11 protein-coding genes are annotated in these 15957 nt (G+C 72.5%); 3 read left to right on the top strand and 8 right to left on the bottom strand.

Annotated features, from left to right (window positions below; translation table 11 throughout):
- Window position 1: 1 nt before the first annotated feature.
- Window positions 2-2473: a non-reducing end alpha-L-arabinofuranosidase family hydrolase gene (locus TK50_RS10530; protein ID WP_043964238.1), complete on the bottom strand. Its 2472-nt coding sequence runs from the start codon at window positions 2471-2473 to the stop codon at window positions 2-4.
- 208 nt (window positions 2474-2681) lie between these two features.
- Complete coding sequence (locus TK50_RS10525) at window positions 2682-5612, bottom strand: glycoside hydrolase family 9 protein (protein ID WP_043962581.1); 2931 nt, start codon at window positions 5610-5612, stop codon at window positions 2682-2684.
- Window positions 5613-6042: 430 nt separating this feature from the next.
- On the opposite strand from TK50_RS10525, the gene TK50_RS10520 reads away from it, so the two are divergent.
- On the top strand, window positions 6043-6840 hold the full coding sequence (locus tag TK50_RS10520) for an LPXTG cell wall anchor domain-containing protein (RefSeq protein ID WP_043962580.1): 798 nt from the start codon (window positions 6043-6045) through the stop codon (window positions 6838-6840).
- A 231-nt stretch (window positions 6841-7071) separates the two neighbouring features.
- Here TK50_RS10520 and TK50_RS10515 read toward each other — a convergent pair whose 3' ends face one another.
- Together TK50_RS10515 and TK50_RS10510 are read right to left on the bottom strand one after the other, a co-directional pair.
- A complete protein-coding gene (locus TK50_RS10515; protein WP_043962579.1) occupies window positions 7072-8136 on the bottom strand; it encodes a GNAT family N-acetyltransferase in 1065 nt (354 codons plus the stop codon).
- 300 nt (window positions 8137-8436) lie between these two features.
- Window positions 8437-9144 carry an ACT domain-containing protein gene (locus TK50_RS10510; protein WP_043962578.1) on the bottom strand — a complete coding sequence of 236 codons (708 nt, stop codon included), beginning with the start codon at window positions 9142-9144 and terminating at the stop codon, window positions 8437-8439.
- 149 nt (window positions 9145-9293) lie between these two features.
- Here TK50_RS10510 and TK50_RS10505 point away from each other — a divergent pair, with 149 nt between their 5' ends.
- Window positions 9294-10430, top strand: coding sequence for a phosphotransferase family protein (locus TK50_RS10505; protein ID WP_043962577.1), 1137 nt, complete (start codon window positions 9294-9296; stop codon window positions 10428-10430).
- The gene (locus TK50_RS10500; protein ID WP_043962576.1) at window positions 10430-11641 is read left to right on the top strand and encodes an acyl-CoA dehydrogenase family protein; all 1212 of its coding nucleotides are present in this window, start codon (window positions 10430-10432) and stop codon (window positions 11639-11641) included. Before TK50_RS10505 ends, TK50_RS10500 begins: the two co-directional genes overlap by 1 nt.
- A 44-nt stretch (window positions 11642-11685) precedes the next feature.
- Here the strand turns inward: TK50_RS10500 and TK50_RS10495 are convergent, their stop codons facing one another.
- The 4 genes from TK50_RS10495 to TK50_RS10480 form a co-directional block, all read right to left on the bottom strand.
- Window positions 11686-12312 carry a hypothetical protein gene (locus TK50_RS10495; protein ID WP_052503676.1) on the bottom strand — a complete coding sequence of 209 codons (627 nt, stop codon included), beginning with the start codon at window positions 12310-12312 and terminating at the stop codon, window positions 11686-11688.
- 177 nt (window positions 12313-12489) lie between these two features.
- Window positions 12490-13536, bottom strand: coding sequence for a LacI family DNA-binding transcriptional regulator (locus TK50_RS10490; RefSeq protein WP_043962575.1), 1047 nt, complete (start codon window positions 13534-13536; stop codon window positions 12490-12492).
- A 90-nt stretch (window positions 13537-13626) separates the two neighbouring features.
- On the bottom strand, window positions 13627-15060 hold the full coding sequence (locus TK50_RS10485) for a GH1 family beta-glucosidase (protein ID WP_043962574.1): 1434 nt from the start codon (window positions 15058-15060) through the stop codon (window positions 13627-13629).
- Complete coding sequence (locus TK50_RS10480) at window positions 15057-15956, bottom strand: carbohydrate ABC transporter permease (RefSeq protein ID WP_043962572.1); 900 nt, start codon at window positions 15954-15956, stop codon at window positions 15057-15059. Before TK50_RS10480 ends, TK50_RS10485 begins: the two co-directional genes overlap by 4 nt.
- Window position 15957 lies beyond the last annotated feature (1 nt).

Below are 15957 nucleotides of genomic sequence, written 5' to 3'. Positions count from 1 at the left end.
CCTAGCGCTGGAGGGTCAGCACACCCGGCCGCCACGGCAGCAGGTTGTAGTCGCCGCCCGCGTTGGGGTCCTTGCCCTGGTACAGCAACTGCAGGTTGCAGGCGTCGACGGTCTTGGTCTGGTCGGGGTTGGTGCGGACCAGGTCACCGTGGCTGATGTCGTTGGTCCACGTCGCGCCGCTGTTGGCCTTGCCGGCGAAGGGGTTGCTCTCGCTGGCGGCCTGCGGGGTCCACGAGCCGCTCAGGCTGTTGGACGTGAACGACCGGAAGTAGCGCTGCCCCTGGCTCCCGATCGCCTCGACGATCATGAGGTACTGGTTCTGTCCGGCCACCTTGTAGACCTCGACGCCCTCGAACAGGTTGTTCGTCGAGTCGGTCATGATCGTCGTGTAGCTCGAGCCGAAGCTGCCCGGGAAGTTCCCGATCGGCATGCTCGACCGGTAGATCTTGCCGTTGTCCCCGGCGAAGAACAGGTACATGTTCTGGTCGTCGCCGATGAGGGTCTGGTCGATCACGCCGTACGGGGCGTCCGGGAGGGTGGCGGTGGACAGCGTCTGCGCCGAGGACCAGCCGTTGGCGTTCGTCGGGTCGCTCGACGTCTTGTAGCTGAACGAGGTCGGTCCCCACTGGTACGCCAGCACCCAGACGTTCTTCGGGGCGAAGTACAGCAGCGTGGGCGCCACGGTGCCCTGGCTCATCCCGTTCTGGCTGGCCGAGGCCATGTCGGACCAGTTGGTGAACGTGCTGAAGTTCATCGAGCTGTACTGGCCGCTGCTGTTGACGTACGAGCCGTAGACCAGGTGCTTGCCGTTGTAGACGACGTTGGTGAAGTCCTTGAGCGAGACCCAGCCATTCTTCGGGCTCGTCAGCGCGCCGGTCGACGACCACCGGTAGGTCGACGGGAGCGCGCAGCCGCCCGGCGGCGGCGTGGTCGGCGGCGGCGTGGTCGGCGGCGTTGACGTCGGCGGCGTGGTGCCACCACCGAAGTCGGTCCGCCACTGCTGGTTGGCCTGCCCGTGGCAGTCGTACAACTGGATCTGCTGGCCGTTGCCGGTGCCCCAGACGTCCAGGCACCTTCCGGACTGCACGCCGCTGATGGTGCCGTTGGAGTTGACGTTCCACTGCTGGTTCGACTGGCCGTTGCAGTCCCAGATGATGATCCCGGTGCCGTTAGCGGTGGCCGCGCCGTTCGCGTCGAGGCACTTGCTGCCGTAGACCATCAACTGCTTGCCGGCGGTGTACGTCCACTGCTGGTTCGACTGGCCGTTGCAGTCGTAGAGCTGGACCCGGGTGCCGTTGGTCTGCGTGGCGTTCGGTACGTCGACGCACCGGCCCGACTGCACTCCGACGATCCGGCCGGCGCCGCCGCTCGGCGGCGGGGTCGTGGTGGGCGGGGGCGTGGTGGGCGGGCCCGTGGTCGGCCCGGAGGTCGGGGGCGCCGCGTTGAGGGCGTTGAGGACCGAGGTGTACGCGGCCTTCTTGTTGCCCCCGCCGTCGAAGAGCAGCGGGTTCTCGTTGGAACGCCAGGAGTCGCTGTCGCGGACGCCCCAGACGGTGATGCCGATGCAGCGGGGCACGTTCAGGCAGGCCTGGGTGAGCCCGGCGTACTGGGTGGTGGAGGCGTTGGTGACGTCGACCTCGGTCAGCGCCACGTCGACGCCGAGCGCGGCGAAGCTGGACAGCGTGGTCTGGAAGTTGCTCGGCAGGGAGCTGCCGCCGGTGAAGTGGGTCTGCAGGCCGACGCAGTCGATCGGCACGCCACGGGACTTGAAGTCCTGGATCATCCGGTAGACGCCCTGCGTCTTGCCGTAGCTCCAGTTCTCGATGTTGTAGTCGTTGTAGCAGAGCTTGACCGACGGGTCGGCCGCCCGGGCGGTGCGGAACGCCACCTCGATCCAGTCGTTGCCGGTGCCCTGGAGGTTCGACTGGCGGCGGCTGCCGTCCTCGTTGAACGCCTCGTTGACCACGTCCCACGCGGCGAGCTTGCCCTTGTAGTGGGCCATCACGCCGTTGATGTGGTTGATCATGGCGCTGCGCAGCGCGCTGCCGCTCATGCGCTCCATCCAGGGCGGCTGCTGGGCGTGCCAGGCCAGGGTGTGCCCCCGGACCTTCAGGCCACGCTGGGTGGCCCAGTTGTAGATCTGGTCCCCGGCGGAGAAGTTGAACTGGTTCTGGTTCGGCTCCGTCGCGTCCGGCTTCATCTCGTTCTCGGCCGTGATCATGTTGAACTCACGCCCGGCGATGGTGCTGTACGTGGAGTCGTTCAACCGACCCCCGGCGATGGCGGTGCCGAAGTAGCGGCCCGACTGCGCGGCGGCCGCACCCAGCGTGGACGCGGCGGCGTTCGCCGACGGCATCATCACCACGACGGCGGCCACCGTCACGGCGCTGACCGCGCCGGCGAGCAGCGCGCGGACGGCGGGCGATCGCCGTCGCCGGCGCCCGCCGCGATGAAGGGATGGGCTCATTGCCATCTTGGCCTCCTTGCTGGCCAACACCCAGGACGTCGGGGCGGGACGACTGGACGTCTAAGTTGGGGAATCTACCTTCATCGATGTTTCCATCACCCGTCGATCCGGACAATGGTGTTTCGGAAAAGTTTCTGAAAAGGTCTGGCCGAGCGGGGCGTGGCGTGGCCGGTCGCCCGGGTGCGGCACCGGCCACGCCACGCCGCATCGACGGTCAGGAGACGGTGCAGGCGGAGCCGTTCAGGGTGAAGGCGGTGGGCTTCGGGTTGGCGCCGGTGTGGGTGCCGTTGAAGCCCAGCGTCGTCGATGCGCCCGGCGCGAGCGCCGCGTTGTAGGCGGCGTTCGACGCGGTCACGGCGGTGCCGGTCTGGGTGAAGTTGGCCGACCAGCCCTGGGTGACCTTCTGCCCGGCGTTCGGGAAGGTGAACGCGAGGCTCCAGCCGTTGAGCGCCGTCGCGCCGGTGTTGGTGATGGTGATGTTCGCGCTGAAGCCGGTGCTCCAGTCGCTGGTCGTGTACGCGACCTTGCACGCCCCGGCCGGGGTCGTCGGGGTCGGCGTGGGCGTCGGGGTGGGCGTGGGCGTCGGGTCGGTGCCCGGGAGCGTGCGCACCGAGATGCTGGGCGACACCACCGACGGGTTCCCGGCGGCGTCCACCGCGACGATGTAGAACGGGTACGACGTGTCCGGGGTCAGCCCCGTCACCGTGTGGCTGGTGCCGGTGACCGTGGCGACGACGGAGTGCAGCGGCCAGGTGACCTTCCAGACCTGGTAGCCGGCGACGCCGACGTTGTCGGTCGACGGCGACCAGGACAGGGTCACCCCGGTCGAGGTGATGTTGGACGCGGTCGGGGTGCCGGGCGCGCTCGGCCCGGTGGTGTCCGACCCCGTCCCGGCGGGCGTGGCCACCGGCAGCACCGGCGAGGACAGCGAGTTGTTGCCGGCCCCGTCGCGGGCGCGTACCCAGAACCGGTAGTTGCGGGCGGCCGTGAGGTTGGCCACGGTCACGCTGTTGGTGGTGGTGCGGTGCAGCATGAGCGCGTCGCTGCCGATCGTCTCCTGGGTGACGTCGTAGCCGGCCAGGCCGCTGCCCCCGGTGTCGGTGGACGCGGGCCAGGTCAGCGTGACCGAGGTGGGGCTGATCGCGGAGACCGTCGGGGCGCCGGGGACGGTGGGCGGGGTGGTGTCGGTGGGCGTCGAGGTGGGCTCCGCGCCCCACACGAGGGTGCTGCCGGCGTAGAGCGGGACCTTCTTGTTCGGCCCGGCCGTGGCCTGGTACGACGGGTCGTTGGTCGGGTCCCAGGTGCCGCCCTCCGGCACGCCGATCTTGAACTGCACCTCCATCCGGTGCTGCGACTGCCCGGCGGGGGCGATGGTGTACCCGGTGCAGTCGACCTCGACGTACCAGATGTCGCCGCTGAGCTGCTTGGCCGCCGACGGCGACGGGCAGCCCTGGGTGTAGCCGGGGGTGACCTGGACGGCGGTGCTGCCCTCGGGGCGGAAGTAGTAGCGGAACTTTCCGTTGGTCAGCGCGCGGGCCGGGAACGCGGACTTGTTGTAGACGATCGCCTTGAGGCCGGTGGCGCGGGGCTCGGCCTGCATCACCGTGGTCTCGACGGTCAGCTCGTCGATGTCCGGCGTCTCGGCGGTGGGGAAGCCGGCGAGCGGGGTGCCGCCGTACTCGGAGGCGAGCCGGGCCAGGGCGGAGGTGAAGCCGGCGTTGTAGTCGGTGGCGACCTCGTTCATCACGTAGTCGGACCGGCTGTCGGTGTAGGCGTCGTTGGCCGACGACGGGCCGCCGACGAGGGCGCCGTAGAGCACGTGCCGGGTCTCGGTGGGCACGGTCTGGCTGTCCCACCAGGAGCCGTGCGCCGTGCGGTGGTGCGGATTCTTCGGCGCGTTGGCCCCGAAGCCGATCTGGTAGCTGGACTTGCGCGGGTTGTCACCGAGCGCGTAGTTGATCTGGCGGACGGCGAAGTCGTGGTACCGCGTCTTGCGGGTGGCGTCGGTGGTCTTGTCGCTGTAGACCAGCGCGGCGAACGCGGTGTTGGACGCGTAGCGCAGCGCGCCCCACGAGTCGAGCACCGCCATCCCGCCGGGCGAGTAGTTCACCTTCGCGCCGTTGACGCCCACGGTCCAGTAGTCGAGCCACCGGTTGGCGTCGTCGACGTACTTCTGCTTGCCGGTCAGGTTGGCCAGCAGCACGTACGCGCCGAACTGCTTGTTGTCCCAGGCGATCGTCCACTTGTAGGACCGGGTGGTGGACTGCGGCTCGGTGCCGAGCTTGTCGTACTCGTTCTCGGCCTTGGTGAGGTAGGCGGCGTCGCCGGTGGCCCGGTAGAGCCAGATCGCGCCCCAGACCAGCTCGTCCTGCCACCCGCTCCACGACTTGTAGAAGCTCGTCGCGTCGGTGATGCACTCGTGGTAGCTCTTGCGCACCGTGTCGGCGAACGTGTAGAGCTGCTTGGCGTGGGTCAGCAGCTTGTCGGCGTAGGCGGCGTCGGTGGGCCGGAAGACCATCGACGACGCGGCCATCGCCGCCGCCGTCTCCCCCGCAAGGTCCGCGCCGCCACAGCTTGAGTCGATCTTGTACGCGGGACGCGCCATCGGCATCACCTCGGCCGGGCCCCACCACTTGTGGTCGTCGTCGCCCTTGCCGACCTGTCCGTAGAGGACGTTCGGGGCGGGGTGCGCCTTGACGAAGTAGTCGTTGACGAAGCGCAGGTTGTTGAGCAGGTGGGTGAGCTGCCCGGAGGCGACGTACCCGTCGCGGTACTCGACCGCGCCCCAGGCGAGCATGGTGGCGCTGAACGCCATCGGGAAGCCGAACTTGACGTGGTCGCCGGCGTCGTACCAGCCGCCGGTGAGGTCCACTCCGACGTCGGAGCCGTCGGTGAGCGCCGAGTCGCCGCGCCAGGAGACCCGGTTCCAGGCCGGCTTCTTGCCGGACTGCTGCGCCTCGTAGAAGAACAGCGACTTCTGCAACGCCTCGGCGTAGTTGAAGGCGGGCGCGGCGGCGACGGGCGCGGCCTGCGGCGCGACGACGCCCATCGCGAGGCCGCTGGCCAGGGCGGCGCCGGCGGCGAGCAGGCGGCGCAGCCAGGGTCGGCCGCGCGACGGCCGGGACGGCCGGTTCGGGTGACGCATCTGCGAGCTCCTGACGGATGGCGCCCGACGGCCCCGACCGGACGCGGGACGGCGTCTGAGGGGTCGGGGCCGGCGGAGGCGGGTGGTGGGGGTCTCCGAGGAGGCGCGGGAGCGCTCCCATGGATGCTCGACAATGTATCCAGCGGATTGCACACTTGGGAAGACCTCGCCGCCACGAGCCTGCGCCGCCGCGCCACCCGCCCCCGGCGCCGCTCCACCGAGGAACGGGGCGTCGCGCCACCCGGAACGGGGCGTCGCGCCACCCGAAAGCGTTACGCCGACACGCCGCCCCGCGCGGGTAATCCCCTCCGGGAAGGGGGGATTGGGTCCGCCGTCCGCCCAGCTCAGGCCATTCATCCGATGCCCCGCCGAAACGCGCCGAGGCGATCATGTGGCGTCCCCTCGACTCCCCTTTCGGAGGAATACCTTCATGTCACAGCGTCGGCGCGTGGCGCGCGCGGCCTTCTCCGCGACCGCCGCCACGGCCTGCCTCGCCCTCGCCACCCCGGCGTGGGCATCGGCCACCATCGGCCTCAAGTCGGCCCACCAGGGCAAGAAGGCTGGCTACTTCACCCAGCAGTGCGACGACGAGCGCTTCGCGAACCTGCCGGACGACCACGACGGCTGGCACTTCGTCCTGCCCGGCAAGAACAGCGGCAGCTTCGAGACCCTGACGCTGACCTTCTCCGACGGCACGAACGACGTCACGGTGAACATCCCGGACGGCTCGGACGCGTACCCGGACTTCTTCTACTCCACCGGCGGCAAGGACCCCCGGCAGATCCACGCCTACCTGTTCACCCCGGCCGGGTGGAAGCTGGTCGACGGGTCCGCCACGATCAGCGGGACCGGCGACGACTTCAACGTGAGCCACACCTGCAAGGGCACGGTCCCCAAGCCCACGCCCACGCCCACGCCCACCCCGACCCCCACGCCGTCGGTCTCGGAGTCGCCGGAGCCGTCGGAGTCCCCGTCGGCGTCGGAGTCCCCCGAGCCCTCCGAGTCGCCGTCGGCGTCGGAGTCCCCGTCGGCCTCCGAGTCGCCCACCCCGTCGGACTCGGCGTCGCCGACGACCTCCCCGTCGGGCGGGACCGGCGGCGGCAGTGACCTGCCGCTGACCGGCGTGGCCGTCACCGGCATGGCGCTCACCGGCGTCGCGCTGGTCGGCGGCGGCGTCGCCCTGATGACGCTGCGCCGTCGCCGGGACCGCATCACCTTCACGGGCTGACCCCGAGCGCGCCCGCCCGCCCCCCCCTCGGGCAGGCGCCCCGCGACCGGCCGCCGGACCTCCGTCCGGCGGCCGGTCCGCGGCTGCGCGGTGAGGAAGGGCTCCCGTTAACGCATTCGGTAGAGCAGGCCCCCGGTCAACACCCCGGCACGGCGGTACGGCCAGCGGCCGCGCAGCCGGGCCGCGCGCGGCCGAGCCCACGGGGCCGGGCCCACGCGGCCGGGCGCGGGGTCAGCTGCGGCGCACCTGGGCCGGCACCACCCCGGCCGGGGCGGCGGTCACCGGCACGCTGACGGTGACCAGGCAGCCGTCCCGCTCCGTCACCGTCGGCCGGGCGAGCCGGCGCAGGGTACGCAGCATCGCCGTGTTCTCCGCCTGGACGTGCAGCACCAGGCCCGCGAGGCCGGCCCGCTCGGCGTGCCGGACCAGCCGGCGCAGCAGGGCGGTGCCGACCCCCCGCCGCTGCCAGTCGTCGCGCACCAACAGCGCCACCTCGGCCTCGTCGCCCTCGACGAGCAGGTTCGCCATCGCGACGACCGGCTCCGCCGCCCCGCCGGAGCCGGTCGCCGTCGCGACGAGGGTGAGGCCCTGGGCCGGCTCCAGCAGCCGCCCCAACCGGGCCGGCGCGGGCAGCGCCGCCCCGCCCAGGTAGCGGCGGTGCAGGGTGCCCGCCGAGCAGGCCCCGTGTAGCTCCAGTACGCCGGTCAGGTCGCCGGCCGTCGCCGGGCGGACGACCGCCTCCGCGCCGTCGGGCAGGACGAGGGTCACCTGGTCGGCGTCCCGCCGACCCACGGCCGCCGCCAGCTCGGCGAGCGCCTGGGCGCGGGCGTACTCGGCCGGGGTGAAGCTCGGCGCGGCCCGGCGCAGCTCGTACGACCCGCCGGTGGGGTCGGGCAGGACCATCGTCGTGCCGGCGATGCCCCCGGCGACGACCGCGGGCCGCCAGGTGACCTCGTCGGCGCCGAGCAGCGTCCGCAGCGCCTCGCCCGCAGCGTCGGGGTCGCGGACCAGCCGGGTGGCCAGGCCGAGCACCCGGGTGGGCTGGTCGGCGAGGCCGCGCGCCTCGCTGCGCGCCACCCAGCAGTCCCGGCCCCGGCCCCGCTCCACGGCGGCGATCAGCCCCGCCTCGTCGAGCGTGTCCGGCGCGTCGACGAGGAAGTCGTCGACCGCGCCGACCTCGGTGGTGTGCACCTGCACGGTGAGGATGTTGACCCCGCGCAACGCGAGGCTCGCCGTGAGGACCGACAGGTAGCCGGGCCGGTCGTCCACGGTGGCTCGGATCCGCCACAGCGCCATGGTTGTCTCCCTTCACCCGCCTACGACGATGCCGGCCGGCTGTTGCGGGCCCGTTGCCCGGTGGTGACGGCGCGGGAACCGCATGCATGACCATCACCACAGGTGGTGACCTCGGCCACGCCGGGCGCAGGAGCAAGGCCGGGCGGGAGAACGACAGTGCGGACCCGGCCGCATCGGCCGGGCCCGCACTGGTGCCGCCGGACGGGCCCCGCACCGGGGCCCGGCTCCGGCCGACGGGCCCCGCACCGGGGCCCGACAGACTTCGGGGGCCGACGGGCCCCGCACCGGGGCCCGACAGTCTCAGCCGCCGGCCACCACCGGGGGTGCGCCCACCAGGTCCAGCCGGTCGCCGAGGATCACCGCGCTGGCCCGGACCAGCTGGGCGAGCCGGTCCACCTCGGTGGAGTGGAACGCGGCGGGGCTCAGCGCCTCGGTGTGGTCGCGGGACACCACCAGGACCAGCCCGGCCCGGCCGAACGGCGCGATCGCGTAGTGGGTGCCGTCGGCCCCGGTCATCGCGCGGGCCCGCAGCGGGGTGATCTCGGGCAGCAGGGGCGGGACCGGCACCCGCCAGCTCGCGTGGGCCACCGTGGCGTCGCCGCCCCCGCCGCCGGTGCGCGAGGCCCAGTCCAGCGGGACGACCGCCGCCACCGACCAGTCCGCGGCGAGCAGCCCCGGCACCGCGTCGACCAGCGTGGCCAGGCCGTCGGCCGGGTTGCCGGCCACCTGGGCCAGCAGCTCGGCGTCCTGCCCCGTGGTGGTCGGCGCGCCGATCGCCCGCCAGACGCCGTCGACCCGCACGCCGGGGATCGCGGCGAGGCCGGCCAGCAACCGCTCGACCCGGGAGGCGCCCGGCCACACCACGGTGAAGTCGTCGACCGCCCGCCCGCCGAGCCGTTCCAGGACCACGACCTGGACGATGTCGGCACCGGAGACGCCGAGTGTGCGGGCCACCTGGCCGAGGGTGCCGGGGCGGTCCGGCAGGGTCACCCGAACTCTCAGCAACATGATCGTCCCTCCGCTCGGCAGGCCGGCGCAGGGCGGCCGGCAGGCTGGGCACCAGCCTGCCGGTTGACCATTTCGCCCCTGTTGCCGGGCCGTGTCCCCGGGGAAAATCCCACCTTGACAAGGTGCGTGAGCTGCCATCAACTAGTCGGATGACCGATCCGGCCGTCGTCGACCCGCGCACCGGCCCCGGTGCGGACGCGGGCGCCCCGAAGGGTCTCGACCTCGACCGGCTCGCCACCTACCTGGCCGCGCACCGGCCCGAGCTGGCCGCCCTGCCGCTGCGGGCCCGGCTCATCGCCGGCGGCAAGTCCAACCTGACGTACGCCCTGCGGGTCGGCGAGGGCGCGACCGGGCGGGAGGTGGTGCTGCGCCGGCCGCCGCTGGGCCACGTGCTCGCCACCGCGCACGACATGGCCCGGGAGCACCGGATCATCTCGGCGCTCGCCCCGACCGCCGTGCCGGTGCCGGCGGCGCTGCTGCTCTGCCCGGACCCCGCCGTGCTCGGCGCGCCGTTCTACCTGATGGAGAAGGTCGACGGCGAGGTGTTCCGCAGCCGGTCGCAGACCGACGCGCTGACCGCCGGGCAGCGCCGCGACCTCGCCATGGCGATGATGGACACCCTCGCCGACCTGCACGCGGTCGACCCGGCCGCCGTCGGGCTGGCCGACTTCGGCCGCCCCGAGGGTTTCCTCGGCCGGCAGGTGCGGCGCTGGGCCGCCCAGCTCGACCAGTCCCGCAGCCGCCCGCTGCCCGGCATCGACGAGCTGCGCGCCGCGCTCGCCGGCTCGGTGCCCGAGGGCGCGAACGCCGGGCGGATCGTGCACGGCGACTACCGGCTGGACAACCTGCTCGCCACGGTCGGCGCCGACCCCTCCGCCGACGGGACCGGCGGCACCGCGGGCGCGGTGTCGGTGCGGGCGGTGCTCGACTGGGAGATGGCCACCCTCGGCGACCCGCTGGCCGACCTCGGGCTCCTGTTGACGTACTGGGACGTGCTCGGCGACAGCGACGCCGCCGCCGGCAACCCGGTCGCCGACGGGCTCGGGCCGCGCGCCGGCTTCCCCGCCGGGGCCGAGCTGATCGAGCGGTACGCCGGGCGCGCCGACGTCGACGTCGGGCCGCTGCACTGGCACGTCGCCCTGGGCTGCTTCAAGCTCGCGGTGATCTGCGAGGGGATCCACTACCGGCACACCCTCGGGCAGACGCTCGGCGGGGGCTTCGACCGGATCGGCGACATGGTCGCGCCGCTGGTCGAGCACGGTCTGCGCGCAGTCAGGGAGCAGTGATGGACTTCCAGTTCGACGCCCGCACCGAGAAGCTGCGCGCGCGGCTCGGCACGTTCCTCGAAGAGTGCGTCCACCCGGCGGAGGCGGTGCACGCCGAGCAGGTCGCGGCGGCCGGCGACCCGTGGGCCCGCTCCCCCGTGCTGGAGGAGCTGAAGGCCGAGGCGCGCCGGCGCGGCCTGTGGAACCTCTTCCTCCCCGACCCCCGCTACGGCGCGGGGCTGACCAACCTCCAGTACGCGCCGCTGGCGGAGCTGACCGGCCGCAGCCCGCACCTGGCCCCGGAGGCGGTCAACTGCGCCGCACCGGACACCGGCAACATGGAACTGCTCGCCGAGTTCGGCTCCGAGGCGCAGCGGGACCGCTGGCTCAAGCCGCTGCTGGAGGGGGAGATCCGCTCGGCGTTCTGCATGACCGAGCCGGACGTCGCCTCCTCCGACGCCACCAACATCGCCACCCGGATCGTCCGCGACGGCGACTCCTACGTGATCGACGGGCGCAAGTGGTGGTCGTCCGGGGCGATGGACCCGCGCTGCGAGATCTTCATCGTGATGGGCAAGACCGACCCCGGTGCCGACCGGCACCGCCAGCAGAGCATGATCCTGGTCCCCCGGGACACCCCGGGCGTGACGGTGCGGCGCGGGATGACGGTCTTCGGCTACAGCGACGCCCCGCACGGCGGCCACGCGGAGATCGACTTCACGGGCGTCCGGGTGCCGGCGGAGAACCTGGTCGGCGCGGAGGGGGCGGGCTTCGCCATCGCCCAGGCCCGCCTCGGCCCGGGGCGCATCCATCACTGCATGCGGCTGGTGGGCATGGCCGAGCGAGCCCTGGAGCTGCTCTGCCGCCGGGCCAACCAGCGGATCGCGTTCGGCCGTCCCCTGGCCGAGCAGGGCGTGGTGCGGGAGTGGATCGCCGAGTCCCGGGTCCGCATCGAGCAGGCCCGGCTGCTGGTGCTCAAGACCGCCTGGCTGATGGACACCGTCGGCAACAAGGGCGCGCACACCGAGATCCAGGCCATCAAGATCGCCACCCCGGCGATGGCGGAGTGGGTGATCGACAAGGCCATCCAGGGGTACGGCGGTGCGGGCGTCAGCCAGGACACCCCGCTCGCCGGGCTCTGGGCCCAGGCCCGCACCCTGCGCCTCGCCGACGGCCCGGACGAGGTCCACCGGTCGTCGCTGGCCAAGCGGGAGCTGCGCCGCTGGGCCTGACCGGGCCGCGCCGGGCCGCCGGCGGGACCGCCGCCGCGCGGGGGTCAGACCGACACCAGGTCGAGCCAGGCGATGTTGTTGTTGTAGCGGACGTTGGTCCCGATGTCGGTGCTCATGAACAGCAACGGGTCGGTCAGCGAATCCCAGATGGCCAGCAGGGAGAAGTGCCCCGGGCCGGGCACCGCGGGCCACTCGGCCCGCACCGTCGTCACGCCCGCAGGGACGATGAGGACCCGCGAGGTGACCGGCACCCAGGCCAGCGGCCAGGACAGGCTGCCACCCGGGGTCGTCCGGTAGAACCGCAGCGTCCCGCTGTCGGTGCCCGACCCGTACGGCCCGGGGTTGCGCAGCTTGACGAAGATGTAGCTGGTCGAGCCGGCGACCGGGAACGTGCTGGTCGCGCACTCCACCGACGTCGGGCAGACCTTGATGTCCGGGCTGGCCCAGAGGGGGCTCGTCGCGTGCGGCTGGATGCCGGTGTCGGAGACGTTGTCCCGCATCCACACGTCGGTGACCGTCATGCTCCGGGCGGGCTTCGCGGCCGATGTGGCGACTGCCGCCGGGCCGGCGGCAGCGGCCGGGGTCGTGGCGGTGGCCAGCAGGCCGGCGAGGACCGGGCCGGCGCACATGGCCAGGGCCAGGCGGCGGGCGCGGCTTCCGAGGATTGTCACGACAGCGGTCTCCCATCGACGATGACGCGGGCCGGGAGACACCCCGCGCCCGCGTGGTCCTGACGTCAGGAGCCGGCGCACGGGCGCGCTGATACCGGCCGGCGGCCCGGGACTTCCCAGATGACGCCAGGCCGGATCAATCAGACAGCGCGCCCTTCCGTCCGCTCGCGGGACCGCTCAGGCGGAGGCGCGGCGGACCATGTGGGTGTCGAGGAGGATGTGGTTGGTCGGGATGTCCTCGCCGCGGATGCGGGACACCAGCAGGTGGGCCATCTGCCGGCCCATCTCCTCGACCGGCTGGAAGACCGTGGTCAGCGGCGGCTCGGCCTGCCGGGCCACCGGCGCGTCGTCGAAGCCGATCACCGCCACGTCGTCCGGCACCCGCCGGCCGGCCTCGCGCAGCGTCCGCAGCGCGCCGAAGGCCATCAGGTCGGAGGCGACGAAGACCGCGTCGAGATCCGGGCAGACCTCCAGCAGCCGGCGCATGCAGGCCGCCCCGCTGCCCTCGCTGAAGTCGCCGTACGCGATGAGGTCGGGGTTGAGGCCGGCCCCGGTGGCATGGACGGCCTCCCGGTAGCCGGTCAACCGGGCCAGGCCGGCGCCCATGTCCTGGGTGCCGGCGATGGTGGCGATGCGCCGCCGCCCCCGGGCGAACAGGTATTCCACCGCGTGCCGGGCGCCACCGACGTTGTCGACGTCGACGTAGTAGGCGGGCTGCGCGCCCGGCTGGAGCATCCGGGCCGGCCGGCCGCCCAGCACCGTCGGCAAGCCCCGCTCCTCCAGCAGGGTGGGCAGCGGGTCGGAGTCGTGCAGCGACAGCAGCAGGACGCCGTCGACGTGCTGGTTGGTGAGGTGGTGCTCGACGCGTTCCCGCTCCACCGGCGACTGGGCCATGGCCAGCCAGAGCTGCATCGGGGTCTCCAGCAGGCCCGAGCTGATCCCCCGGACGATGCCGGCGAAGAACGGCTCGGTGAAGACCCGGTCCCCGGACTCGGAGACGACCAGCGCCACCGAGTCGGTCCGCTGGGTCACCAGGGCCCGGGCGGCGCGGTTCGGCACGTACCCCAGCTCGGCGATGGCCTGTTGCACGGCGGCCCGGGCCTCCGGGCTCACCTGGGGTGAGCCGTTGACCACCCGGGAGACCGTGCCGCGCCCGACGCCGGCGCGCGCGGCGACCGCGTCAAGGGTCGGGCGCCCGAGCGACCGGGTGCGCTGCGTTGTCATCGTCTGCTCCTCCGACATGGGCGGCCCGGTGCGCCCCCCGGGTTGGGGGGACGGGCACCGGGACCGCCCGTCACTCGCTGGCCGTGTGCCCTATTGTGCGGCCAGACCGTTGCGTCGGATCACCTCGGCGTACCACCTGGCGCTGGACTTGGGGATGCGGACCTGGCTGTCGTAGTCGACGTACACCATGCCGAAACGCTTGGTGTAACCCCAGGCCCACTCGAAATTATCCATCAGCGACCACGCGAAGTAGCCCCGTAGGGGCACCCCTGCACCGATCGCCGCGTGTGCCGCCCGCAGGTGCGAGTCGAAGTAGGCCAACCGGTCGGTGTCGTCGACCTGACCGTCGACCACGGTATCAACAAAAGCGGAACCGTTTTCGGTCACGTAGAGCGGAAGGTCGGTGTAGTCGCGGTGGACCCGTTCCAGGGTCTCGACCAGCCCGGGGGCGTCGATCTCCCAGTCCATGTCGGTCACCGGGACACCCCGGGTGACGAACCGGACGTCCTCGCTGCCCGGCCAGCACGTGGGCGCCCGCCAGTATGCCTGCGGCTGCTCCCCCTCGACGGGGGCGGCGACCACGTGCCGGCTGTAGTAGTTGATCCCGACCAGGTCCAACGGCGTCGAGATGGTCGCCAGGTCGCCGTCGAGCACGTGCCCGAAGTCCGTCACCGACGCCAGGTCCGCCTGGAGGTCCGCCGGGTACGACCCGCGCAGCACCGGGTCGAGGAAGAACCGGTTGGCCAGCGCGTCGATCCGCCGGGCGGCGTCCGCGTCGGCCGGCGAGTCGGTGGCCGGGGTCACCGGGTACAGGTTGACGGTGATGCCGAGCTGGGCGTCCGGCCGCGACGCCCGCAGCGCCTGGACCGCCAGGCCGTGCCCGAGCATCAGGTGGTGCCCGGCCCGGACCGCGTCCGCCCCGTCGGTACGCCCCGGCGCGTGCGCGCCCGAGCCGTACCCGAGGAACGCCGAGCACCACGGCTCGTTGAGCGTGGTCCAGTAGCGCACCCGGTCGCCGAGCGCGTCCGCGACGAGCTGGGCGTAGTCGGCGAACCGGCCGGCGGTGTCCCGGGCTGGCCAGCCGCCCGCGTCCTCGAGCGGCTGCGGCAGGTCCCAGTGGTAGAGGGTCAGCCACGGCTCGATGCCGTGCCCCAGCAGCTCGTCGACCAGCCGCTGGTAGAAGTCCAGGCCCTCGGCGTTGGCCGCGCCCGAGCCGCCCGGCTGCACCCGCGGCCAGGACACCGAGAACCGGTAGGACTTCAGGCCCAGCTCCGCCATGAGCCGCACGTCGTCGGGCATCCGGTGGAAGTGGTCGCAGGCCACGTCGCCGGTGTGCCCGCCGACTGTCCGCCCCTCGGTGTGGCTGAAGGTGTCCCAGATCGAGGGGGTACGGCCGCCCGCCGTGGCCGCGCCCTCGATCTGGTACGCCGCGGTCGCGGCACCCCACAGGAAGCCGGGCGGGAAGGTGATGGCCGGGCCCTGGTCGAGGACGCCGACGGCGGGCGGACGGGTCGGATCGCTCACGACTTGACGGCACCTTCCATGATCCCGCCGATGATCTGGCGGCCGAACAGGACGAACACGACGAACAGCGGCAGCGTGGCGACCAGGGTGCCCGCGAAGATCTGCGAGTTGTCGGCGAAGTAGGCCGTGTTGAGGCTGCGCAGCGAGATCTGCACGGTCGGGTTGGCCGGGTCGGCGAGCACCACGAAGGGCCAGAAGAACTGGTTCCACTGCTCCATGAAGGTGAGCAGGCCCAGCACCGCCGCCGCCGGCCGCAGCGCGGGGACGACGACGTGCCAGTAGACGCGCCAGGTGGAGCAGCCGTCCACCCGGGCGGCCTCGATCAGCTCGTTGGGCACGGCCTGCTCGGCGTACTGGCGCATCATGAAGATGCCGAAGCCGCCGATGAGGAACGGCACGGTGACCGACGGCATGGTGTTCAGCCACTCGAGCTTGGCCATCAGGATGTAGAGCGGCAGCACGCCGAGCTGGATCGGGACCATCATCGAGGCGAGGATGATCAGCAGCATCGCGTTCTTGCCGCGGAAGCGCAGCTTGGCGAACGCGAAACCGGCCAGCGAGCCGAAGAAGACGGTGGCGACGGTGATCGTCCCGGAGACCAGGAACGAGTTCATCAGCCCCTTGACGATGTTGGCGTCACCGTTCTCCAGCACCCGCTGGATGTTCTCGCCGAGCTTGCCGCCGGGCAGGAACGGCGGCGGCCAGGAGTTGGCCGCGTCGTTCGTCCGGGACGCGATGACGATCATCCAGTAGAACGGGAACAGCGAGAGGATCACGCCGAAGACCAGGCCGACCCAGGTCAGCGGGGTCGCCTTCCAGATCCGGTCGGCCTTGTGCGCATCGCGCGGCGGCCTGCCGGCCGGGCGCGCGGGTGGGCGGAGCGTCGTGGTCGTCATC

The sequence above is a fragment of the Micromonospora haikouensis genome (assembly GCF_000876225.1).
Lineage (GTDB): Bacteria > Actinomycetota > Actinomycetes > Mycobacteriales > Micromonosporaceae > Micromonospora > Micromonospora haikouensis.
The sequence above is the reverse complement of the archived record's forward strand: the minus strand, read 5'-3'. Positions and strand labels throughout refer to the sequence as shown.